This window comes from Caulobacter segnis, assembly GCF_023935105.1.
GTDB lineage: Bacteria > Pseudomonadota > Alphaproteobacteria > Caulobacterales > Caulobacteraceae > Caulobacter > Caulobacter segnis_B.
This window is the reverse complement of record NZ_CP096040.1, coordinates 2057692-2078365: the sequence shown is the minus strand read 5'-3', so window position 1 is coordinate 2078365 and position 20674 is coordinate 2057692. Positions and strand designations below refer to the sequence as shown.

Below are 20674 nucleotides of genomic sequence, written 5' to 3'. Positions count from 1 at the left end.
CCCAGCTTTCGGGCGAGTCTAAGGCGTTTCGGTCTAGGTTTAAGGCCTCACGGGGGCTTAAGGCCTCACGCCGCCTGCGGTTCCGGGGCGGGCGCGGGGCGCGCCTTGGCATAAGCTAGGGCGGTCGCGGCCAACATCAACGCCGCCGCGATCAGCACGGGCAGCCCCGGCAGGTGCAGGGCCGCGTCGTGGCGCACGGCGAAGGCGAACGGCAGGAGGAACAGAGGCGGTCCGACGATCGAGGCGATGCCCATCATGGCCGAGTTCGCGCCTTGCAGCTGTCCCTGCTCGTTGGGCAGCACGCGACGGGTCATCAGCCCCTGCAGGCCCGGCTGGATCAGGCCCGAGAGGGCGAAGAGCGGCAGGCCGCACAGATAGAGGAAGCCGGTCGGCGCCAGGGCGTAGATCATGAAGCCGGCGAAGCCCGAGAACAGGCCGATCAGTAGCGCGCCGCGCTCGCCCACCGCCTTGACCACCCGCCCGACGACCAGCGCCTGGACGATGATGCCCGAGACGCCGCTGGCCATCAGGGTCAGGCCGATGGTGGCCGGCGACCAGCCGTAGCGGAACCCCATATAGAGGACGAACACGCTGGGCAGCACGTTGTGGGCCAGCTGGAACAGGAAGCCGACGCCCGCCAGGCCCAGAAGGCCCGGATGGCGCTGCAGCAGATGCAGCGAACCGACCGGATTGGCCTTCTTCCAGTCGAAGCGCGGCTGGCGGCGCTCGGGCGGCAGGGACTCCGGCAGCACGAAGAAGCCGTACAGCCAGTTGCACAGCGCCAGGGCCGCGCAGACCAGAAACGGCGCGCGATGGTCGAACTGCCATAGCCACCCGCCCAGCGCCGGGCCGAAGGTGAAGCCGACGCCGAACGCCGCGCCCATCAGGCCAAACCCCTTGGCGCGGTTCTCCGGGGTGGTGACGTCGGCGACATAGGCCGAGGCGGTCGAGAAGCTGGCCGCCGTCATGCCGTTGAAGATCCGCCCGACGAACAGCCACCACAGGTTCGGCGCGAAGGCCATGAACAGGAAATCGACGCCCAGGCCGAAGATCGAGGTCAGGATCACCGGTCGGCGACCGAAGCGATCGGACATCAGACCCAGGATCGGCGAGCAGAAGAACTGCATCACGCCCCAGGTGGTGGCGAACAGCACGACCCAGTCGGCCGCCGCGGCGGTATCGCCGCCGCCCAGCATCTTCACCAAGTTGGGCAGCACGGGGATCATCACGCCCAGGGACAGCACGTCCATGGTCGCGGTGACGAAGATGAAGCCCAGGGCGGCCTGGCGCCGGTTTCCCGAGATCGGTTGATTCATGGCTCGCCCTCCCCGGCGCGCTCTAGTTGGACACGGTTCGCCCGAGCCGCAAGCCCCACCAGCAGGGCGCGCCACCACTCGGCGTGGCGCTGCAGGAAGACGGCGTTCGGAAAGGTGTGCCGGGCCACGTTCTCGGCTGGCACGCTGTCCCAGCCGCGGTGCTCGACGGTCACGCGCGTGCCCTCATCCACCAGCTCGAAGCGGACCTCGACCTCGGTGTCCATGCCGGGGGCGAAGCTGGCCTGCCGCCAGCCGAAGACGAGTCGCGCCCCGCGCTCCCAGACGCGGACCTGGCCGACCTCGAACACCTTGCCCGAGGCCAGACGCTCGACCAGGCGGCCGCCCTCGAAGGCCATGACGCCAGGCGAGCGCGGGGTGAACGAGAACAGCGTGTTGGGCCGCCACCACAGGGCGATATCGCCGGTGAAGGCGTCGAACACCACCTCCGGCGGCGCGGCGATGCGCAGGGCGACCACGATCCTGGAGCTCACCGGTTCTGGTTCTCCACATGCGCCTTCAGGGCCGACAGCTGGTCGACCCAGTGATCCTCCGCCGCCTCCAGCCAGGCCTTCAAAGCCGCCATCGGCTCGGGCCGCAGGCGGTAGACGCGGACGCGGGCGTCGAACTCGGGATGGCTTTCCTCGACCAGGCCCGACTGGCGCAGGGCCCGCAGGTGCCGGCTCATGGCCGGCGGGGTCAGGCCCAGACTCTCGGCCAGCTCGCCGGCCCGGCGCGGCCGCTCGCGCAGCAGGTCGACCGTTCGCCGGCGATGCGGGTCGGCCAGGGCCGCCAAGGTGCGATCGAGCGCCTCGTTCACCCTTGAGCGTCCCGCAGCGTGTTGGGCGCGACGTTGCGCCAGGCGTCCAGCAGCGCGCCGCGCGCCGTCGCCTCGTCGCAGGCCGCCAGACGCAGGCGGGTCGCCCCGTTCCTGCCCCAGCCGCCCGGGACCGGGACGAAGACGTCCGGCTCGGCGGCCACGCGCATCTCCTGCTGGTCCGGCGTCAGCTTGACCATCGCCCAGGCGGCGTCCGGATTGCCCAGGGTCGCGAAGATCCGGCCGCATCGGAAATCGACCGTGCCCATGTGCGAACGCTCTATCGCCTGGGGCATCGACAGGGCCAGCCGGCGGAAGTCGCCTTCAGTGATCATGGTGCGAGATCATCCCTTGCCCACGGCGATGGTCAGGCCGCTGCGCTTTTCCATCTCGTCGGTTGAGACCACTTCGACGTCGGCCGACACCGTCCAGATGTGTCCCTCGGGATCGCGGCAGCGATAGGTGCGCGCGCCGTAGAACTGGGCCTCGGGCGGCGCGATGATCTCGGCGCCCGCCGCCTGGGCGCGCGCGCAATGGGCGTCGACGTCGGCGGCGATGTAGATGTGCACCGACTGGGTGTTCTTGAGCCCCACAGAGGCTGGGCTGGCGTGGTTCTCGCTCCACTCGTTGCCGATCATGACGCGGTGGCCGGCATATTCCATCTGCGAGTGGGCCAGGTTGCCCTCGGCGTCCTCGATCAGCAGGCTCAGGTCGAACCCGAACGCCTTTTCCAGGAAGGCGATGGCGGCCTTGGGATCGCGATAGCTGAGGGCCGAAACCAGGCCGGGGCGAGAGTCGGACATGGCGGAATTCCTTCCAATGAACGACAATATTTAACGCATATCGAAACTATCTCGGCAAGGGGTTCAGCAGTCGCGCGACGGTCAGGGGCGTAATACCCAAGAAGCGGCCCATGGCCCGGTTCAGGTGCGACTGGTCGGCGAAGCCCGCCTCGGCGGCGGCGATCGCCAGCCCCTCCCCCGCGCGCAGGCGTAACAGCGCCGTCTCCAGCCGTAACCACAGCCGCCAGTGCGCCAGCGGCGCGCCCAGCTCCGCCTGCGCCAGCGCCCGCAACCGCGCCGTCGACAGCCCCACCTGGGCGGCCAGATCCGCCAGGCCAAGATCGCCGCCAAGCTCGTCCAGGACCTGTTTCAAGCGGGGATCGATCGCCGTGGCCTCGCCCAGCGCTGCCTCGGCGTCCACCATCTCGGCCAAGCGACCGCTCGCCAGCAGAGGCCTCCACGCGTCCGGAGCGGCGGTGACGCCGGACCAGCGCGCCACGCCCCAGCGTCGGGCCAGGCGTCCCAAGGGCCGCGGATAGATCGCGCGCATCGAACCATCCGCATCCAGCAGTCGATGTCGCGCGCCAGGTGGAATGACGACCGCCCACGCCTCGATGATCCCATGCTGCGCCTCGACCCGAACGGGGGCGTCCAGTCCGGCCACCACCTGGGCGCAGAGATGGCCGTGCGCCCGCGACTCGCCGCCGACGCCCTCGAAGCCCCACCAGTCTCGGCCGATCCAGACCTGTCCGGACCATCCCGCCGCGCCCATGCAGCCTCCCCGCAAGCGTTCGGTCCAAGACCCCGCCGCGAGGTCCGCCATGTTCAAGATCTGGAGGACCTCGCATGACCGGACAAGTCCAATATGTGCCCGCCCTGGGCCGGCCCGAACTGACGGGCGCCTACGACCTCGTCGTCTCGCTGGCGACCCGCGAGCGGCGCTGGCGTGGCGCGCTGCTAGCGGCCCTGGCGCCCGCCGACGGCGAAACCATCGTCGACATTGGCTGCGGCACCGGCTCACAGGCCATCGCCATCAAGCGCGCCCGGCCGCTCGCGCGAGTCGTCGGGATCGATCCGGATCCCGCCGTGCTGGCCATCGCCCGCGCCAAGGCCGAGCGCGCCGGCGCGCGGATCGAGTGGATCCAGGGCCTGGGCGACCAGGCCGACGTCCTGCTCGGCCAGGGTGTCGCCAATGCGGTGATCTCCAGCCTGGTGCTGCACCAGTGCGACGCGCCGGTGAAGGGCGCGATCCTGCGGGCCATGGCGCGACTGTCGCGCCCTGGCGGCCGGGTGCTGATCGCCGACTACGGCCGCCAGCGCGGGCTGATGCGGCTGCTGTTCCGGATGGTCCAGGCCGTGGACGGTTTCGAGCGGACCGAGTTCAACGCCACCGGCGCCCTGCCCGGCCTGATGCGCGCCAGCGGCCTCACCGCCGTGAGCGAGCTGGACCGGATCGCCACGCCGACGGGGTCGATCTCGCTTTATGCGATGCGGGCGGGCTAGCGGGGCCGTCCTCGCCCTTCGACGAGCTCAGGGTGAGGACTACTCCCGGACGCCTCAGTAGAAACCTCCCCCTGAGCCTGTCGAAGGGCGAGGTTTCGGCTACCTCAGCGCTCGACCAACAATCGCCAGCGAACCATCGCCCCTCTCGGGCGTCACCCCGGTGATCCGGGCCAGCAGCGGATAGACGTCGACATTGTCGAACAGCGGCAGGACCACGCCCGGCTTGAACGAGGGCCCGTGGGCCACGAACACCGCGCGCATCAGCGGGTCATAGGGATCGAAGCCATGCGCCCCGCCGTCGACATTGTCCCACTTGCCGGGCTTGGCCCTGGCTTCCAGGGTGGTGGTGTACCAGCCCGTCTGCGACAGGCAGACGATGGCCGGCACGCGTCTGTTGCGGCCGTAGTGGAAGCGGGCCGGGATCGCCGCCTTCCTCCAGCAGGTCATGTGCGGCAGGGGCTTGAACAGGAACGCCTTGGCGACGGCCCGTTCGTGACCCGGCGCCGCCGACAGGCTGGTCACCGCGCCCTTGGTGACCAGATGGACCTTGGACATGTCGACCAGGTCGTCCAGCACCACGCGGTGGGCGGCCGGCAACGGCGCCATGCCATGGTCGGCGACCACGATGATGTCCGTCGCCTCGAACCGCCCCCGCGCCTTCAGGCCCTCGATCAGGCGCCCGACCTGCCGGTCGACCTCGACCAGAGCGGCGCGCAGCTCCGGCGAGTCCGGCCCGTAGTGATGTCCCTCGGTGTCGGCGGCGTCGAAATACAGCGTCGTGAAGGCCAGCGGCGGGCCGTCGGCGCCGTCCAACCAGGCCAGCACCTGGTCGATGCGGGCGTCGTACGGGAATTTGCTGTCGTACTTGACCCAGTGCGTGGGCCGCACGCCGTCGATCTCGGCCTCCGAGCCGGGCCAGAACATCGCCGCGGCCTTCTTGCCCTGCTGCTCGACCGAGACCCAAAACGGCTTGGCCTGGTTCCACCAGCGCGGATCGTTGGCGGTCGGGCCGTTCATCTTGAACTTGGGCCCGCCGATCACCGTGTCCTCCATCTCGTTGCCGACCACGCCGCTGTGATCCGGCCGCTTGCCGGTCACCAGGGTGTAATGGTTCGGATAGGTCAGGCTGGGGAACGAAGGCCGCATGGCGCCCCGCGCGCCGTCGTCGGCCAGGGCCTTCAGGTTCGGCGTCACGCCGCGATCCAGATAGTCGGCGCGGAAGCCGTCCAGCGAGACCAGGATCGTCAGGTGCGGCGCCGTCTCGCGCGCCAGGGCGGGAGCGCTCGCCGCCGCGAGGGCCAGAACCAGGCCCAGGGCCAGGCGTGCGAGACGGCGAACGACCATGGAAAGACTCACGCGGCGAAACTGAACCGACCTCATCACGCCACGAGATTGCGCGCATATGACAATCGCGCCCCGTCCCATGACCGGCTCTTAACTTGGCGCATGCCCGGCGCCTCGCCATAGTCCCCGCGTCGAGCCGAGTCGTTCGGCGCCCGGGAATCTCGCATGTCGATCGCCCTCGAGGCCGACCGCCTCACCAAGACCTACGGGGCGGTGCGCGCCCTCGACGACTTCTCGCTCGCCATTCCCGCCGGTGGCGTGTTCGGGGTCCTGGGCCCCAACGGCGCCGGCAAGAGCACCCTGTTCCGCATCGCCCTGGGCCTGGTGCGGCCGACCAGCGGCTCGGCCAGCCTCTTTGGCGCCCCAGCCGGCGACATCACCGCCCTGCGCAAGGTCGGCTCGATGATCGAGACGCCGCGCTATCCCGCCTATCTGACCGCCCGCGACACCCTGACGATGCTGGCCCTGGAGAGCGGCGCTAAAACCGCCGACGTCGCCGGCTGGCTGGAGCGGGTCAGCCTGACCCACGCCGCCGACCGCTCGACCAGCGGCTTCTCGGTGGGCATGAAGCAGCGCCTGGGCCTGGCGGCTGCGTTCCTGACCAAACCCCAGCTGGTGATCCTGGACGAACCGACCAGCGGCATGGACCCGGCCGGCATCCAGGAAATCCGCGCCCTGATCGTCGACCTGGCCAAGCGCGAGGGCGTCACCGTCATCCTGGCCAGCCACCAGCTGGACGAGGTGCGCCGGGTCTGTGACCGGGTCGCCATCCTGTCCAAGGGCAAGGTCGTGGCCGAGGGCGGCGTCGCCGAGCTGACCGCCGGCGAGGCCCGCCTGCGCATCACCGTCTCCTCGCCCGTCGCCCAGGTGCTTGCGGTGCTGGGCGGCCGGGGCGCGGCCGACGGGCCCGACGCGGTCCTGGCCGACATCGCCCGCGAGGAAGCTCCCGAGCTGATCCGGAGTCTCGTGACGGCCGGAGTCGACATCGTCGAAGCCCGCTGGCGTGAGGTCGACCTGGAAGGCGTGTATCTCAAGACCCTGCAGAGCGAAGGAGCCGCCTGATGCTCGCCGACGCCATCGCCGCCGAACGCTTCCGCCTGCTGCGCGACCGCTCGACGATGTTCTGGGGCTTCTGCTTCGCGCCGCTGGTGGGGTTCGTCCTCAGTGTGGGCGGCGACCTCTTCATGCGCCACGTGATCAAGAAGCCGATGCCCGGCGTCGGGATCGGCCTGGTCGACCAGGTGATCAAGGCGCTGGCCACGGGCTTTTCGACCTTCGACGCCCTGTTCCTGATGATCGGCGCGGCGGCCGTGCTGGCCGGCGACTATCGCTGGGAGACCTGGCGGCTGCTGACCCCGCGCAACACCCGCCAGAACCTGCTGCTGGCCAAGCTGATCGTGGTCGGCGAAGCGATGTTCTGGAGCCTGGTGCTGACCGCCGTGCTGTCGGCGGCGGCCGGCGTGATCGGCGCGGGCATCAACGGCAAGACCCTGAGCTTCTCGATGTTCGAGCGCGGGCCGTTCGACATCCTCGGGGTCCTGGCCATCACCTGGCTGGAGGCCATGACCCTGGCGGCCCTGGCGGCCTGCGTGGGCGTGCTGTCACGCTCGACCCTGGGCGTGGTCATCGCCTGCCTTGGCGTACGCGTCGTCCAGACCGTGCTGGCCAGTTCGTTGCGGCTGATGGAGGAAGGCCAGCCCAGCTGGAAGCTGCTGGCCCTGCCCGTCTTCGACGCCGACCTGCTGCGCGCGGCCCTGCTGGATCCCGCCCAACTGGGCCAGGCGTCCAATTCCGCGGGCGCCGCCCTCATCGCGCTGCTGGCCTGGACGACGGTGCTGGCCGGGGGCGCGGTGTTGCTGTTCCGCCGCCAGGACCTGACCAAGGAGTGAGCGTGAAGACCCAGAAGCAGCGGATGCTGGCCGGCGAGCCTTACAGCGCCGCCGATCCCGAGATCCAGGCCGACCAGCGCGCCGCCCAGGCGTGGATGGACCGCTACAACGCCTCCAAGCTGGACGAGCGCCCCGCCCTGTTGGTCGAGGGCCTTGGCGCGGTCGGCGAGAACGTCGCCGTCCGGGCGCCCTTCCACGTCGACTATGGCTACAACATCAGGCTGGGCGACGGCGTCTTTATGAACTTCGGCTGCGTGATCCTGGACGTGGTCGAAGTCACCATCGGGGCGGCCACGGCCATCGGCCCGGGTGTGCAGATCCTGACCGCCGACCATCCGCGCGATCCGGTCGAGCGCCGCGCGGGCCTGGAGTCCGGCAAGCCGATCCACATCGGCGCCAATGTCTGGATCGGCGGCGGCGCGATCATCCTGCCCGGCGTGACGATCGGCGACGACGCGGTGATCGGGGCGGGCGCGGTGGTGACCCGCGACGTGCCGGTGGGCGCGACCGTGGTCGGCAATCCGGCGCGGCCGGTGAAGCCGAAGGGCTGAGCTCTTCCGTCCGACGATTTGGATCAGGGGCGCACGGGTTCCGACGGACGGCTCCGCGCTAGAAGCGCTCTTGCGTCGTAGGCCTGCGTAGTATCCGCGGGCCTGACACCCTTGTGGAGCACGATCACGGCCGCGGCGACGACTAGGTCCGTAGCCCGGACTTGGCCGCGGTTCGCGAAGGACGGTTCGCCCAGGAACGGATCCCAGTCTCGCCATCCGCTGCCCCAGCGCGGACCGGTGTCGCGCCAAGACCGAGGCAGAAACCCCTCGCCGCCGCCCCACATGAAACCCGGCTGCATGATCGGGCTGGATCCGGCGACCAATCGCGACTGAACGCGCGCGCCTTGATCGGTGGTCTCGAACCAGTCGTAGCCCTCGCGCACCGTCAGTTCGGCGGCGCGATTCAACAGCGCCAGCTGGACGGTCTCGCGCGGCTCCTGGCGCTGCCCGACGAGCATGACGCGATAGCGGTCAGCATCGAGGCGCGCCTCGGAGAATGCGCCAGGCTGCTGCTCGGCGGCCGCCGTGGGCGAAGCGGACGGCGTGGCGCAGGCGGTTAGGGCCATCGCCAAGGCGATCGCCGACAGGACAGCCTTGCCGGGCGAGCGCTCGGCAGATGTTTCGATCAGGACGAAAGCGCGGTGCGTCATCGTTACAAGCCCTCTCGCAGCGGGATCCTGAGGTCAATACGCGAACGCCCCGGCCCACAAACCGAGACCTTGTTGGCAAGGTCCCGACGGTATCAGCGCAGTCTCCGGAGAAGAGCTTTGTCGCCAACGAAAAAGGCCCCGGATTTCTCCGGGGCCCTCGCGTTCAGGCGAACCTGAAAGATCTTAGTCTTCGGCTTCGTTCGTGTAGACCGGACCGGAGTCCTTGCCCTTTTCCGAGACGTCGCGGTCGACGAACTCGATGACGGCCAGCGGGGCGTTGTCGCCGTAGCGGAAGCCGGCCTTCAGGACGCGGATGTAGCCGCCCTGACGGTCCTTGTAGCGCGGGCCGAGGACCGCGAAGAGCTTGCCGACTTGTTCGACGTCGCGAACCGAGCTGATGGCCTGACGACGGGCGTGCAGGTCGCCGCGCTTGGCCAGGGTGACCAGCTTTTCGACGATCGGACGCAGTTCCTTGGCCTTCGGCAGGGTGGTGACGATCTGCTCGTGCTTGATCAGCGAGGCCGACATGTTGGCGAACATGGCGGTGCGGTGAGCCGAGGTGCGGCCGAGTTTACGGTGAGCCTTACCGTGACGCATTTTCTATCTCCTGGGCGATCAGCCCGAGCGGCGCAAACGAATGAGCGCCTGATTGTCACCAATCCTGGTCCGTCCCGACCGGGTCAGAGCGAAGCGCCGGGGCCCTCCACCGCTGTTGCGGCTTCATAAGGCCCAGGCCGCCCTCCCTTCCGAGGAAGGAAAGGCGGCCCGGATTTAGCGCGTTAGGCTTCGAGGTTCTTAGATTTGGTCTTCGAACTTCTTGGCCAGGTCTTCGATGTTCTCCGGCGGCCAGTTCGGCACGTCCATGCCGAGGTGCAGACCCATGCCGGCGAGCACTTCCTTGATCTCGTTCAGCGACTTGCGGCCGAAGTTCGGGGTGCGGAGCATCTCGGCTTCGGTCTTTTGGATAAGGTCGCCGATGTAGACGATGTTGTCGTTCTTCAGGCAGTTGGCCGAACGGACCGACAGTTCCAGCTCATCGACCTTCTTCAGCAGGGCCGGGTTGAACGGCAGTTCCGGCTTGGATTCGTCGGCCGACTTGGCCTTCGGTTCCTCGAAGGTGATGAAGATCTGCAGTTGGTCCTGCAGGATCCGGGCGGCGTAGGCCACGGCGTCCACCGGAGTGACGGCGCCGTTGGTTTCCACTTCCAGGATCAGCTTGTCGTAGTCCAGCGACTGGCCCTGACGGGTCGGCTCGACGCGATAGGCGACGCGCTTGACCGGCGAGTACAGGGCGTCGACGGCGATCAGGCCGATCGGCGCGTCTTCCGGACGGTTACGGTCGGCCGGGACATAGCCCTTGCCGGTGTTGACCGTGAACTCCATGCGCACCGAAGCGCCGTCGTCCAGCGTGCAGAGCACGTGGTCGGGGTTCAGGATTTCGATGTCGGCCGGGGTTTCGATCTGACCAGCGGTCACCGGGCCGGGGCCCGTGGCGCGCAGGGTCATGCGCTTCGGGCCTTCGGCATGCATCCGAACGGCCAGTTGCTTGATGTTCAGAACGATGTCGACGACGTCTTCGCGGACGCCCTCGAGCGAGGAGAATTCGTGCACCACGCCATCGATCTGGATGGCGGTGACGGCGGCGCCTTGCAGCGACGAGAGCAGAACGCGACGCAGGGCGTTGCCGAGCGTCACACCGAAACCGCGCTCGAGCGGCTCGGCGACGATACGGGCCTTGCGGGTCGCATCGGCGCCGGTTTCGATCTGCGGCTTCTCAGGACGGATCAGCTCGTTCCAGTTTCTTTCGATCACGTGGTCGGGTCCCTTGAACGCGGCTCGCCGGCCGCGTTTTGCGCAGCCGGCGAAGGAGATTAGTGGTCTAAAAAGTACTAGACGCGACGACGCTTGGGCGGACGGCAGCCGTTGTGCGGGATCGGCGTGACGTCGCGGATGGTCGTGATGGTCATGCCCGCGGCTTGCAGAGCACGCAGGGCCGATTCACGGCCAGAACCCGGACCCGAGACGTTGACTTCCAGGGTCTTCACGCCGTGCTCGGCGGCCTTCTTGCCCGCGTCTTCCGCAGCCATCTGAGCGGCGTACGGGGTCGACTTGCGCGAGCCCTTGAAGCCCATCATGCCGGCCGAGGACCACGAGATCGTGTTGCCCTGGGCGTCGGTGATGGTGATCATGGTGTTGTTGAACGAGGCGTTCACGTGCGCCACGCCCGAGGTGATGTTCTTGCGTTCGCGCTTTTTAACGCGACCCGGTTCCTTGGCCATCGTCAGGCTACCTTATTTCTTCTTGCCGGCGATCGGCTTGGCCGGACCCTTGCGGGTACGAGCGTTCGTGTGGGTGCGCTGACCGCGGACCGGTAGGCCCTTGCGGTGACGCAGGCCGCGATAGCAGGCCAGGTCCATCAGACGCTTGATGTTCATCGAGTTCTCGCGACGCAGATCGCCCTCGACGGTGTAGTCGCGGTCGATGGTCTCGCGGATCTGCAGGACTTCGGCGTCGGTCAGTTGATTGACCCGACGCGCATCCTCGATGCCCACCTTCGTGATGATCTCACGAGCGGACCGTTGGCCGATGCCGTGAATGTACTGAAGCGCGATCAGAACGCGCTTGTTCGTCGGGATGTTGACGCCTGCGATACGGGCCACGTCTAATGTTCTCCTAGTCACGCACTAAAGACGCGAACGGCGCGCCCGGCCCGGTCCAGAGACCAAAACCGGCGCGCACGGATCGCGCCCTTTCGCGGAAGCGCCCCGTTATAGGGATCGTTTCGCTTCCGTCAACAACTGAATCCACCGGGGTTCCAGTGAATTCGGGCTTTTCTTAAGCGACGACCGACAGAGCGGCGTCGATGGAATTGGCGACGGCTTCGACCGAACCCATCCCATCCAGCTCCGTCAGCTTCCCCTGCCCTTCATAGTAGGGCAGCAGCGGCGCGGTCTGAGCATTGTAGGCGGCCAACCGGGTCACGAACACTTCGGGATTGTCGTCGGGCCGTCCCTGGTCTTCGAACCGCTTCTTGATCCGTTCGATCAGGGCGGGCTCGTCTACCTTGAGTCGGAGAACGGAGTCGATCTTCTGTCCCCGCGCCGCCAACATCCTGTCCAGAGCCTCGGCCTGGGCGACCGTGCGCGGGAAGCCGTCGAAGATCGCGCCACCGGCCGCCTCGGCCTCGGGCAGGCGTTCCTCGATCAGGGCGATGACGATCTCGTCGGTCACCAGCTCGCCGCGGTCCAGCACGCCCTTGACGCGTTGGCCGAGGTCCGAGCCCGAGGCGATGGCGGCGCGCAGCATGTCGCCGGTCGACAGCTGGACCATGCCACGCTCGGTGACCAGGCGCTTGGCCTGGGTGCCCTTCCCCGCCGCCGGCGGACCGAACAGGATCAAGTTCATTTAAGCCCCTTCGCGCGTCTGCCGGGTCTGCGCCCGGCTGATCTCCCGAAGCAGACCTAGAGCCCCGGGAAAGAAAACGGAAGCCGGTTTTGTGACAAACCGGCTTCCGACGCTTCTAATTGGATTGAAGCCCCGCTCAGCGGTTGCGGCCGCCGCGCAGCTTCGACTTCTTGATCAGGCCCTCGTACTGGTGGGCCAGCAGGTGCGACTGGATCTGCGCCACGGTGTCCATGGTCACCGTCACGACGATCAGGATCGAGGTGCCGCCCAGGGCGAACTGGTTCGACTTGATCGCCATCATCACCAGCTCCGGCATGACGCAGACGGCGGTGATGTAGGCCGCGCCGATCACGGTCAGGCGGGTCAGCACATAGTCCAGGTACTCGGCGGTGCGCTTGCCCGGGCGGATGCCCGGCAGGAAGCCGCCATACTTGCGCAGGTTCTCGGCCGTTTCCTCGGGGTTGAACACGACCGAGGTGTAGAAGAACGAGAAGAAGATGATCAGCAGCGAATAGAAGATCAGGAACGCCGGGTGGCCGTGCTGCAGCGCGCCCACCACGCCCGGCAGCCACGAGGCCCAGGACGGCAGGTTGGCGGTCTGCACGAACTGCAGGGCCGTCGTCGGCAGCAGCAGCAGGCTGGAGGCGAAGATCGGCGGGATGACGCCGGCGGTGTTGATCTTCAGCGGCATGAACGAGCTCTCGCCGCCGATCATGCGGTTGCCCTGCTGGCGCTTGGGATAGTGGACCAGCAGGCGGCGCTGCGAGCGCTCCATGAAGACGATGGCCAGGATGGCGGCCACGGCGCCGATCAGGATCAGGAACAGCGGGGTGTAGTTGCCCGAGGTCTGGGCCTGGACCAGCAGCTGGCCGAGGCTGGTCGGCAGGTGGGCCACGATGCCGGCGAAAATGATCAAGCTGACGCCGTTGCCGACGCCGCGGCTGGTGATCTGCTCGCCCAGCCACATCAGGAACAGGGTGCCGCCGGTCAGGGTGACGACGGTCGAGACGACGAAGAAGGCCGAGCCCACGCCGCCGGCGACCACGCCGGGCTGGGCTTGCAGGCCGATGGCGATCGAGGCCGACTGCACGACGGCCAGCACCACGGCCAGGTAGCGGGTGTATTGGTTGAGGGTCTTGCGGCCCGCCTCCCCGCCTTCCTTCTTCAGCTTCTCCCACGGCGGATACACCGTGCCCATCAGCTGCACGATGATCGAGGCGCTGATGTAGGGCATCACGTTCAGCGAGAAGATGGCCATGCGCTGCACGGCGCCGCCCGAGAACGTGTTGAACATGCCGAGGATGCCCTCGGCGCTGCCGCTGAACAGGCGCGCGAACGCGGCCGGGTCGATGCCGGGGATCGGAACGTAGGTGCCAAGGCGGTAGACGACCAGGGCGATGATCGTGAACCAGATACGCTTGTGAAGTTCCGTCGCCTTTTGGAACGACGAGAAATTCATGTTGGCTGCGAGTTGTTCGGCGGCCGAGGCCATTCAGATCCCCACGACTCAGGAGCGCGATGGCCGAAGCTGATACCGCTTCGGCGGCGACCGCGCTCTGAAATTAGGTTTCCCGGACCAGGCTGATCCGAGGAGAGCGCCACAAATAGGTGAGGCTCGCCGCGTTGTCACGGCGAGCCTCGAAAAGAACTGTCATCCCGGCCGGAACGAAGTGTAGAGCCGGGACCGCCGGAAACGTCGGCGCTTGCCGCGGTCCCGGCTCGGCGCGCTACGCGCTTGGCCGGGATGACAGTTTTTATGGATTAGGCTTCGGCTTGCGCCTTGGCCTTCTTGGTCACGGTGACCGAACCACCGGCCGCTTCCACGGCCTTGATGGCGGCTTCGGTGGCCGAGTAGACGGTCAGCTTCAGGGCGGTCTTGATCTCGCCCTTGCCCAGCAGCTTCACGCCGTCCAGTTCGCGACGGATCACGCCGGCGGCGACCAGTTCAGCGGCGCCCAGCTCGGCGCCCTTCTTGAACTTGCCAGCGGCGACGGCCTGTTCCAGGCGCCACAGGTTCACTTCGGCGAACTCGAGGCGGAAGGGGTTGTTGAAGCCGCGCTTCGGCATACGCATGTGCAGCGGCATTTGACCGCCTTCGAAGCCGTTGATGGCGACGCCCGAGCGCGCCTTCTGACCCTTCACACCGCGACCGGCGGTCTTGCCCTTGCCCGAACCCGGGCCGCGGCCGACGCGCATGCGGCTCTTGGTCGAACCTTCCTGCGGGGCCAGTTCGTTCAGCTTGGTCATATGTGCCTCTCCTTGGAGATCTGCGCCCAGCCAGCGGCTGGACTCGGCTTTTGAAAATCAGAGCGCGCTTAAAACCCCAAATCGCCAGGAAACTCAAGGCTGAAGTGAGATTTCAAACGAAAACCACCCCGGCTTTCACCGGGGTGGCGATCTTTCGTCGTCGGGTAGCGGACTACTCGACGATTTCCAGCAGGTGCGCGACCTTGCGGATCATGCCGCGGACCGACGGGGTGTCTTCCAGCGTGGACGTGCGGCCCAGCTTGTTGAGACCCAGACCGGCGAGCGTGGCGCGCTGGTCCTTTTCACGACGGATCGGGCTGCCGGTTTGGCGCACCGTGACTTGCTTAGCTTCAGCCATGACTTAGCCCTCGATGGCTTCCGGCGCCGAGGCGCCGTCGGCGCGACGGCCGAGGATGTCGCCAACCTTCTTGCCGCGCTTGGCGGCGATCTGGCGGGGCGACGACTGCACCTTCAGGGCCTCGAACGTGGCGCGAACCATGTTGTACGGGTTCGAGGAACCCGTCGACTTGGCCACGACGTCCTGGACGCCCAGGGTTTCGAGAACCGCGCGCATCGGACCGCCGGCGATGACGCCGGTGCCGGGAGGCGCCGCGCGCATCATCACCTTGCCAGCGCCCCAACGGCCAGCGCCGTCGTGGTGCAGGGTGCGGGATTCGCGCAGCGGAACGCGGATCATCGTCTTCTTGGCTTCTTCGGTCGCCTTGCGGATGGCTTCCGGCACTTCACGCGCCTTGCCATGACCGAAGCCGACGCGGCCCTTTTGGTCGCCAACGACCATCAGAGCGGCGAAGCTGAAGCGACGGCCACCCTTCACGGTGGCGGCGACGCGGTTGATGTGGACGAGCTTTTCGACGATGTCGCTGTCGACCCGCTCTTCGGGGGCGTTGCGGTCGCGACGGTCACGGCGTTGACCGCCTTCACCGCGCTGTTGTTCACCACGAGCCATTCTGTTTCCCTTAGAAGTTCAGGCCGGCTTCGCGCGCGGCGTCGGCCAGGGCTTTCACCCGGCCGTGGAAGATGTAACCACCACGATCGAAGACGACGTCCTTGACGCCCTTTTCGATGGCGCGCTCGGCGACGAGCTTGCCGACAGCGGCGGCGGCATCCTTGTCCGCGCCCTTGCCTTCGGCTTCCAGAGTGGAAGCCGACGCCAGGGTCACGCCGCGTTCATCATCGATGATCTGGGCGTAGATGTTCTTCGACGAACGGAAGACCGACAGACGCGGACGACCGTTGGCGAGGCTCTTGAGGCGGGTGCGAACGCGCTGAGCGCGCTTGGCCGCCGATTCACGAGGAGAGAGCGCCATGGCTTACTTCTTCTTGCCTTCCTTGCGGCGAACCTTCTCGCCAGCATAGCGCACGCCCTTGCCCTTGTACGGCTCAGGCGGACGAATGCGGCGGATCTTCGCGGCAATCTCGCCGACCGCCTGCTTATCGATGCCGGCGATCTTGATTTCGGTTTGCTTCGGCGTCGCGAACGTGATGCCGGCCGGGGCCGGAACGTCCACGTCGTGGCTGAAACCGAGTTGGAGGCTGAGGGCGGTGCCCTTCATGGCCGCGCGGTAACCGACGCCGACCAGTTCGAGGTTTTCCTCGAAGCCGGCGGTCACACCGTGCACCATGTTGGCCACCAGCGTGCGGGACAGACCCCACATGCCCTTGGCGCGCTTCGTGTCGACGCGCGGAGCCAGCAGGAGCTCAGCGCCCTCTTGCTTGACTTCGACTTCGTCGGCGATCGTCCACGACAGTTGACCCTTGGGGCCCTTCACCGTGACCGTCTGACCCGCGAGCGTGACTTGCACGCCCGAGGGGATTGCGACGGCTTTCTTACCGATACGTGACATGCTCTTTCCCTCCCGCGCCTAGTAGACGCGGCAGAGGACTTCGCCGCCGACGTTAGCGTCGCGTGCAGCGGTGTCCGACATGACGCCCTTCGGCGTCGAAAGGATCGAGATGCCCAGGCCGTTCTTGATCGGCTTCAGGTCCTTGATCGACGAATAGACGCGACGGCCAGGCTTGGACACGCGGCTGATCTCGGCGATCACGGGCTCACCGTCGAAGTACTTGAGCTCGATCTCGAATTCGGGGAACGCACCGGGCTTCTCGATCAGCGAGTAGCCGCGGATGTAGCCTTCGTCGGCCAGCACGTCGAGGACGCGGGCGCGCAGCTTGGAAGCCGGCGTCGAGACCTTGTTGCGCTTGCGCGTGGCGGCGTTCTTGATGCGAGCGATCAGGTCGCTCAGGGGATCGTTCATCGACATCTGATCGTCCTTACCAGCTCGACTTGACGAGGCCGGGGATCTGACCCTGCGAACCCAGTTCGCGGAGCGCGATACGGCTCATCTTCAGCTTGCGGTAGTAGGCGCGCGGACGGCCCGTGACTTCGCAGCGATTGCGGATGCGGATCGCGGCGCTGTTACGCGGCAGCTTGGCGAGCTTGAGGCGAGCGTCGAAGCGCTCCTCGAGCGGCAGGCTTTCGTCGTTGGCGATCGCCTTCAGCGCGGCGCGCTTCTCGGCGAACTTCTTGACGAGAGCCTTGACGGCTTCGTTGCGGTTGACGGCGCTTTTCTTGGCCATGGTTTCTTTCCCTTCCCGCTCTTAGTTCACGAACGGGAACTGGAATTCCTTCAGGAGAGCCTTGGCTTCCTGGTCGGAGTTCGCAGTGGTGCAGACGATGATGTCCATGCCCCAGATCTGTTCGATCTGGTCATAGTTGATTTCCGGGAACACCAGGTGCTCCTTCAGGCCCATGGCGTAGTTGCCACGGCCGTCGAAGCTCTTGCCGTTCAGGCCGCGGAAGTCCTTCACGCGCGGCAGCGCGATCGTGACCAGGCGGTCCAGGAATTCGTACATCCGGTCCTTGCGGAGGGTGACCTTGCCGCCGACCACCATGCCTTCGCGCAGCTTGAAGCCGGCGATCGACTTGCGGGCCTTGGTGGCGACGGGCTTTTGGCCGGCGATCGCCTGCAGGTCCTTCAGAGCGGTCTGGACCTTCTTGGAGTCGGCCACGGCCTCGCCGATACCCATGTTCAGGACGATCTTGTCCAGCTTGGGGATCTGCATCTCGTTGGTGTAGCCGAACTGCTCCTTCATCGCGGCGCGGATGCGCTCGCGATAAACGGTCTTCAGCCGGGGCTCGTAAGCTTGATCAGCCATTGATCACCTCGCCGGTCGTCTTGGCGACGCGCACCTTCTTGTCGCCTTCGATCTTGAAGCCGACGCGGGTGGGCTTGCCCTTGGAGTCCACGACGGCGACGTTCGAGACGTGCAGCGCGGCTTCCTTTTGCTTGATGCCGCCTTGCGGGTCGGCTTGGGTCGCCTTGGTGTGACGCGAAACCATGTTCACGCCTTCCACGACAACCCGGCTATCCTTCGGCAGGACTTGCAGGACCGAGCCTTGCTTGCCCTTGTCCTTGCCGGCCAGAACGACGACGCGGTCGCCCTTCTTGATCTTAGCGGCCATTACAGCACCTCCGGAGCGAGGGAGATGATCTTCATGTGGTTCTTGGCGCGCAGTTCACGGGGAACCGGGCCGAAGATCCGCGTGCCGACCGGCTCGCTCTGCTTGTTCACGATCACCGCGGCGTTCTTATCGAAGCGGATGACCGAGCCATCCTTGCGCTTCAGATTTTGATTCACCCGAACGACGACGGCGCGCAGCACGTCACCCTTCTTCACGCGACCGCGCGGAATGGCTTCCTTGACGGAGACGACGATGACGTCGCCCACGCTGGCGTAGCGACGGCCTGCGCCGCCCAACACCTTGATGCACATGACCCGGCGAGCGCCAGAGTTGTCGGCGACTTCCAGGTTAGTTTGCATCTGGATCATGGTCTAAACCTTCCAGATTAAGCCGAAGCCTTGGGAAGGACTTCCCAGGTCTTCAGCTTGGACTTCGGAGCGCATTCGACGATGCGAATTGCTTCGCCAGCCTTGTACGCGTTGGATTCGTCGTGCGCGTGGTACTTCTTCGACTGACGCACGATCTTCTTCAGGATCGGGTGAACGATAGTCCGTTCGACCTTCACCACGACGGTCTTATCGCCTTTGTCGGAGACGACGACCCCTTCGAGGATACGCTTGGGCATATCGTTCTCCTTAAGCCGCGGCCTTGGCGCGCAGCACGGTCTTGATCCGCGCGATATCCTTGCGGATCTCGTTGACGCGGTGGGTCTTCTCGACCTGGCCCGTCGCGGCCTGGAAGCGCAGGTTGAACTGCTCTTTCTTCAGGCTGATCAGGGTGTCGGCCAGCTGGTCGGGGGTGAGACCCCGGATGTCAGCGATTTTCATGATCATGCTTCCTGAGCCACGCCCGCGTCGATGCGGGTGACAACACGGGTGCGGATCGGCAGCTTGGCGGCGCCCAGGCGGAGAGCTTCACGCGCGATATCGTCCGGCACGCCGTCGATTTCGAACATGATGCGGCCCGGAGCCACGCGAGCGGCCCAGTAATCCACGGCGCCCTTACCCTTACCCATCCGGACTTCGGCCGGCTTGCCGGTGACCGGCACGTCGGGGAAGATACGGATCCAGACGCGGCCTTGACGCTTCATCTGGCGGGTGATGGCGCGACGGGCGGCTTCGATCTGGCGAGCCGTGATGCGCTCCGGCTCGACGGCCTTCAGGCCGTACGAACCGAAGTTCAGCAGGGTGCCGCCCTTCGAAGTGCCGTGGATGCGGCCCTTGAACTGCTTGCGGAATTTGGTCTTTTTCGGAGACAGCATGGCGATCTAATCCTTAGGCGCGATCGCGACGGTCACGACGGTCGCCCCGGTCGGGACGATCGCCGCGCTCACGGCCGCCACCTTCGCCGGCGGGACCGGACTCGGTGGCCAGACGCTTGTCGAGCGCCATCGGATCATGCTCCAGCACCTCGCCTTTGAAGATCCAGGTCTTCACGCCGATGATGCCGTAGGTGGTCTTGGCTTCGGCGAAACCGAAGTCGATGTCGGCGCGCAGGGTGTGCAGCGGCACGCGGCCTTCGCGATACCACTCCATACGAGCGATTTCAGCGCCGCCGAGGCGACCCGAGACGTTGATCCGGATGCCCTTGGCGCCGAGACGCACGGCCGACTGGATCGAACGCTTCATGGCGCGACGGAAAGCGATACGGCGCTCGAGTTGCTGAGCGATCGACTCGGCCACCAGCTGAGCGTCGGTTTCCGGCTTGCGGATCTCGACGATGTTCAGGTGGACTTCGCCCTCGGTCTTGATCGACAGGTCCTTGCGGAGCTTGTCGATGTCAGCGCCCTTCTTGCCGATGATGACGCCCGGACGGGCGGCATAGATCGTGATGCGGCACTTCTTGTGCGGACGCTCGATGATGATGCGCGAGACACCGGCTTGGTACAGGCGCTTCTTCAGGGCGGCGCGGATCGCGAGATCCTGATGCAGCATCTTGCCGTACTGGGCGCCGTCGGCGAACCAACGGCTGTCCCAGGTGCGGTTTACGCCGAGCCGCAGCCCGACCGGATTGACTTTCTGACCCATTAGGCGGCCTCACCCAGTTCGCGGACCACGATCGTGATCTCGGAGAACGGCTTCTCGACGCGCGTCGCGCGACCGCGGGCGCGGGGCGAGAAACGCTTCATGATCAGGTTCTTGCCCACATAGGCCTCGGCGACGACCAGCGAGTCGATGTCGAGGTTGTGGTTGTTCTCGGCGTTGGAGATCGCCGAGTACAGCGCCTTGCGGACGTCCTGGGCGATGCGCTTGTGGCTGAACTCGAGCTCGTTGAGAGCGCGCTGGACGTTCAGGCCACGGATGGACTGAGCGACCAGGTTCAGCTTGCGCGGGCTGGTGCGCAGAGTGCGCACCTTGCACATCGCTTCGGCGGCCGGCAGGCGGCGTTCTTGCTTCTGCTTGGCCATGATTACTTCCTCTTGGCCTTCTTGTCGGCAGCGTGGCCGGGGAAGCTGCGCGTGGGCGCGAACTCGCCGAACTTCATGCCGACCATGTCTTCCGACACGGAGACCGGGATGTGCTTGTGGCCGTTGTGCACGCCGAACACCAGGCCGACGAACTGCGGCATGATGGTCGAACGACGCGACCAGGTCTTGATGACGTCCTTGCGGCCCGACGACAGAGCGGCGTCGGCCTTCTTCAGGAGGTACCCGTCGACAAACGGGCCTTTCCAGACGGAGCGGGTCATG

At 66.5% G+C, this 20674-nt stretch carries 34 protein-coding genes and 1 pseudogene; 4 read left to right on the top strand and 31 right to left on the bottom strand.

Going from position 1 to position 20674, the window contains the following annotated elements; translation table 11 throughout:
- Positions 1-65: 65 nt before the first annotated feature.
- From MZV50_RS10230 to MZV50_RS10205, 6 genes are read right to left on the bottom strand one after another with little or no spacing between them, the layout of a single operon-like run.
- Complete coding sequence (locus MZV50_RS10230) at positions 66-1316, bottom strand: TCR/Tet family MFS transporter (RefSeq protein WP_252634416.1); 1251 nt, start codon at positions 1314-1316, stop codon at positions 66-68.
- Positions 1313-1807 carry an SRPBCC domain-containing protein gene (locus MZV50_RS10225; protein WP_252634415.1) on the bottom strand — a complete coding sequence of 165 codons (495 nt, stop codon included), beginning with the start codon at positions 1805-1807 and terminating at the stop codon, positions 1313-1315. The genes MZV50_RS10230 and MZV50_RS10225 overlap by 4 nt, the downstream gene beginning before the upstream one ends.
- Entirely contained in the window at positions 1804-2133 is a 330-nt protein-coding gene (locus MZV50_RS10220) for an ArsR/SmtB family transcription factor (protein WP_252634414.1), read from the bottom strand. Before MZV50_RS10220 ends, MZV50_RS10225 begins: the two co-directional genes overlap by 4 nt.
- Entirely contained in the window at positions 2130-2465 is a 336-nt protein-coding gene (locus MZV50_RS10215; RefSeq protein ID WP_252634412.1) for an MmcQ/YjbR family DNA-binding protein, read from the bottom strand. Before MZV50_RS10215 ends, MZV50_RS10220 begins: the two co-directional genes overlap by 4 nt.
- A 9-nt stretch (positions 2466-2474) precedes the next feature.
- Complete coding sequence (locus tag MZV50_RS10210; protein WP_252634411.1) at positions 2475-2933, bottom strand: VOC family protein; 459 nt, start codon at positions 2931-2933, stop codon at positions 2475-2477.
- 46 nt (positions 2934-2979) lie between these two features.
- Positions 2980-3684: a helix-turn-helix domain-containing protein gene (locus MZV50_RS10205; protein ID WP_252634409.1), complete on the bottom strand. Its 705-nt coding sequence runs from the start codon at positions 3682-3684 to the stop codon at positions 2980-2982.
- A 74-nt stretch (positions 3685-3758) separates the two neighbouring features.
- On the opposite strand from MZV50_RS10205, the gene MZV50_RS10200 reads away from it, so the two are divergent.
- The gene (locus MZV50_RS10200; protein ID WP_252634407.1) at positions 3759-4415 is read left to right on the top strand and encodes a class I SAM-dependent methyltransferase; all 657 of its coding nucleotides are present in this window, start codon (positions 3759-3761) and stop codon (positions 4413-4415) included.
- 5 nt (positions 4416-4420) lie between these two features.
- On the opposite strand, the pseudogene MZV50_RS26700 reads toward MZV50_RS10200, so the two are convergent.
- Positions 4421-4507: pseudogene (locus tag MZV50_RS26700) on the bottom strand (hypothetical protein); the annotation flags it as partial.
- Positions 4508-4514: 7 nt separating this feature from the next.
- Entirely contained in the window at positions 4515-5759 is a 1245-nt protein-coding gene (locus MZV50_RS10195) for an alkaline phosphatase family protein (protein ID WP_252634405.1), read from the bottom strand.
- Positions 5760-5924: 165 nt separating this feature from the next.
- Between MZV50_RS10195 and MZV50_RS10190 the strand changes: the two genes are divergently transcribed.
- Genes MZV50_RS10190 through MZV50_RS10180 form a run of 3 tightly spaced genes read left to right on the top strand, consistent with a single transcriptional unit; the run spans position 5925 to position 8199 of the window.
- Positions 5925-6821 carry an ABC transporter ATP-binding protein gene (locus MZV50_RS10190; RefSeq protein WP_252634404.1) on the top strand — a complete coding sequence of 299 codons (897 nt, stop codon included), beginning with the start codon at positions 5925-5927 and terminating at the stop codon, positions 6819-6821.
- The gene (locus MZV50_RS10185) at positions 6821-7648 is read left to right on the top strand and encodes an ABC transporter permease (protein WP_252634402.1); all 828 of its coding nucleotides are present in this window, start codon (positions 6821-6823) and stop codon (positions 7646-7648) included. Before MZV50_RS10190 ends, MZV50_RS10185 begins: the two co-directional genes overlap by 1 nt.
- A 2-nt stretch (positions 7649-7650) precedes the next feature.
- Positions 7651-8199 (top strand): sugar O-acetyltransferase, encoded by a 549-nt coding sequence (locus MZV50_RS10180; RefSeq protein ID WP_289781914.1) that lies wholly within the window; start codon positions 7651-7653, stop codon positions 8197-8199.
- A gap of 23 nt (positions 8200-8222) precedes the next feature.
- Here the strand turns inward: MZV50_RS10180 and MZV50_RS10175 are convergent, their stop codons facing one another.
- The 23 genes from MZV50_RS10175 to rpsS form a co-directional block, all read right to left on the bottom strand.
- The gene (locus tag MZV50_RS10175) at positions 8223-8849 is read right to left on the bottom strand and encodes a CC0125/CC1285 family lipoprotein (RefSeq protein WP_252634401.1); all 627 of its coding nucleotides are present in this window, start codon (positions 8847-8849) and stop codon (positions 8223-8225) included.
- Positions 8850-9032: 183 nt separating this feature from the next.
- A complete protein-coding gene (gene rplQ / locus MZV50_RS10170; protein WP_066684384.1) occupies positions 9033-9446 on the bottom strand; it encodes a 50S ribosomal protein L17 in 414 nt (137 codons plus the stop codon).
- A gap of 198 nt (positions 9447-9644) precedes the next feature.
- A complete protein-coding gene (locus tag MZV50_RS10165; protein WP_184720769.1) occupies positions 9645-10661 on the bottom strand; it encodes a DNA-directed RNA polymerase subunit alpha in 1017 nt (338 codons plus the stop codon).
- Positions 10662-10738: 77 nt separating this feature from the next.
- Positions 10739-11128: a 30S ribosomal protein S11 gene (gene rpsK / locus MZV50_RS10160; RefSeq protein WP_004616890.1), complete on the bottom strand. Its 390-nt coding sequence runs from the start codon at positions 11126-11128 to the stop codon at positions 10739-10741.
- 12 nt (positions 11129-11140) lie between these two features.
- Positions 11141-11509, bottom strand: coding sequence for a 30S ribosomal protein S13 (rpsM, locus tag MZV50_RS10155; protein WP_252634399.1), 369 nt, complete (start codon positions 11507-11509; stop codon positions 11141-11143).
- Between the two features lie 175 nt (positions 11510-11684).
- Complete coding sequence (locus MZV50_RS10150) at positions 11685-12254, bottom strand: adenylate kinase (protein ID WP_252634397.1); 570 nt, start codon at positions 12252-12254, stop codon at positions 11685-11687.
- A 136-nt stretch (positions 12255-12390) separates the two neighbouring features.
- Entirely contained in the window at positions 12391-13746 is a 1356-nt protein-coding gene (gene secY / locus MZV50_RS10145) for a preprotein translocase subunit SecY (protein WP_252634396.1), read from the bottom strand.
- A 269-nt stretch (positions 13747-14015) separates the two neighbouring features.
- Entirely contained in the window at positions 14016-14501 is a 486-nt protein-coding gene (gene rplO / locus MZV50_RS10140; RefSeq protein ID WP_252634394.1) for a 50S ribosomal protein L15, read from the bottom strand.
- A 172-nt stretch (positions 14502-14673) separates the two neighbouring features.
- A complete protein-coding gene (rpmD, locus tag MZV50_RS10135; RefSeq protein WP_099579521.1) occupies positions 14674-14859 on the bottom strand; it encodes a 50S ribosomal protein L30 in 186 nt (61 codons plus the stop codon).
- 3 nt (positions 14860-14862) lie between these two features.
- Positions 14863-15468 (bottom strand): 30S ribosomal protein S5, encoded by a 606-nt coding sequence (gene rpsE, locus MZV50_RS10130; protein ID WP_010919144.1) that lies wholly within the window; start codon positions 15466-15468, stop codon positions 14863-14865.
- A gap of 10 nt (positions 15469-15478) precedes the next feature.
- Positions 15479-15829 (bottom strand): 50S ribosomal protein L18, encoded by a 351-nt coding sequence (gene rplR, locus MZV50_RS10125; protein WP_252634392.1) that lies wholly within the window; start codon positions 15827-15829, stop codon positions 15479-15481.
- Between the two features lie 3 nt (positions 15830-15832).
- Positions 15833-16366 carry a 50S ribosomal protein L6 gene (gene rplF / locus MZV50_RS10120; protein ID WP_252634390.1) on the bottom strand — a complete coding sequence of 178 codons (534 nt, stop codon included), beginning with the start codon at positions 16364-16366 and terminating at the stop codon, positions 15833-15835.
- A gap of 18 nt (positions 16367-16384) precedes the next feature.
- Positions 16385-16783: a 30S ribosomal protein S8 gene (rpsH, locus tag MZV50_RS10115; protein ID WP_099579526.1), complete on the bottom strand. Its 399-nt coding sequence runs from the start codon at positions 16781-16783 to the stop codon at positions 16385-16387.
- Between the two features lie 10 nt (positions 16784-16793).
- Positions 16794-17099, bottom strand: coding sequence for a 30S ribosomal protein S14 (gene rpsN / locus MZV50_RS10110; protein ID WP_223394549.1), 306 nt, complete (start codon positions 17097-17099; stop codon positions 16794-16796).
- A gap of 21 nt (positions 17100-17120) precedes the next feature.
- Entirely contained in the window at positions 17121-17678 is a 558-nt protein-coding gene (gene rplE, locus MZV50_RS10105) for a 50S ribosomal protein L5 (protein ID WP_252634389.1), read from the bottom strand.
- The gene (rplX, locus tag MZV50_RS10100; protein WP_252634388.1) at positions 17671-17985 is read right to left on the bottom strand and encodes a 50S ribosomal protein L24; all 315 of its coding nucleotides are present in this window, start codon (positions 17983-17985) and stop codon (positions 17671-17673) included. Before rplX ends, rplE begins: the two co-directional genes overlap by 8 nt.
- On the bottom strand, positions 17985-18353 hold the full coding sequence (rplN, locus tag MZV50_RS10095) for a 50S ribosomal protein L14 (RefSeq protein WP_010919137.1): 369 nt from the start codon (positions 18351-18353) through the stop codon (positions 17985-17987). The genes rplX and rplN overlap by 1 nt, the downstream gene beginning before the upstream one ends.
- 17 nt (positions 18354-18370) lie before the next feature.
- On the bottom strand, positions 18371-18610 hold the full coding sequence (rpsQ, locus tag MZV50_RS10090) for a 30S ribosomal protein S17 (RefSeq protein ID WP_172265576.1): 240 nt from the start codon (positions 18608-18610) through the stop codon (positions 18371-18373).
- Between the two features lie 10 nt (positions 18611-18620).
- Positions 18621-18812 carry a 50S ribosomal protein L29 gene (rpmC, locus tag MZV50_RS10085; protein WP_047413099.1) on the bottom strand — a complete coding sequence of 64 codons (192 nt, stop codon included), beginning with the start codon at positions 18810-18812 and terminating at the stop codon, positions 18621-18623.
- A 2-nt stretch (positions 18813-18814) separates the two neighbouring features.
- Positions 18815-19246, bottom strand: a complete 432-nt coding sequence (gene rplP / locus MZV50_RS10080; protein WP_010919134.1) for a 50S ribosomal protein L16 — start codon at positions 19244-19246, stop codon at positions 18815-18817.
- Between the two features lie 13 nt (positions 19247-19259).
- Positions 19260-20012, bottom strand: a complete 753-nt coding sequence (gene rpsC, locus MZV50_RS10075) for a 30S ribosomal protein S3 (protein ID WP_223394543.1) — start codon at positions 20010-20012, stop codon at positions 19260-19262.
- Entirely contained in the window at positions 20012-20392 is a 381-nt protein-coding gene (rplV, locus tag MZV50_RS10070; RefSeq protein WP_010919132.1) for a 50S ribosomal protein L22, read from the bottom strand. The genes rpsC and rplV overlap by 1 nt, the downstream gene beginning before the upstream one ends.
- A 2-nt stretch (positions 20393-20394) precedes the next feature.
- Complete coding sequence (gene rpsS / locus MZV50_RS10065; protein ID WP_252634387.1) at positions 20395-20673, bottom strand: 30S ribosomal protein S19; 279 nt, start codon at positions 20671-20673, stop codon at positions 20395-20397.
- Between the last annotated feature and the right edge of the window lies 1 nt (position 20674).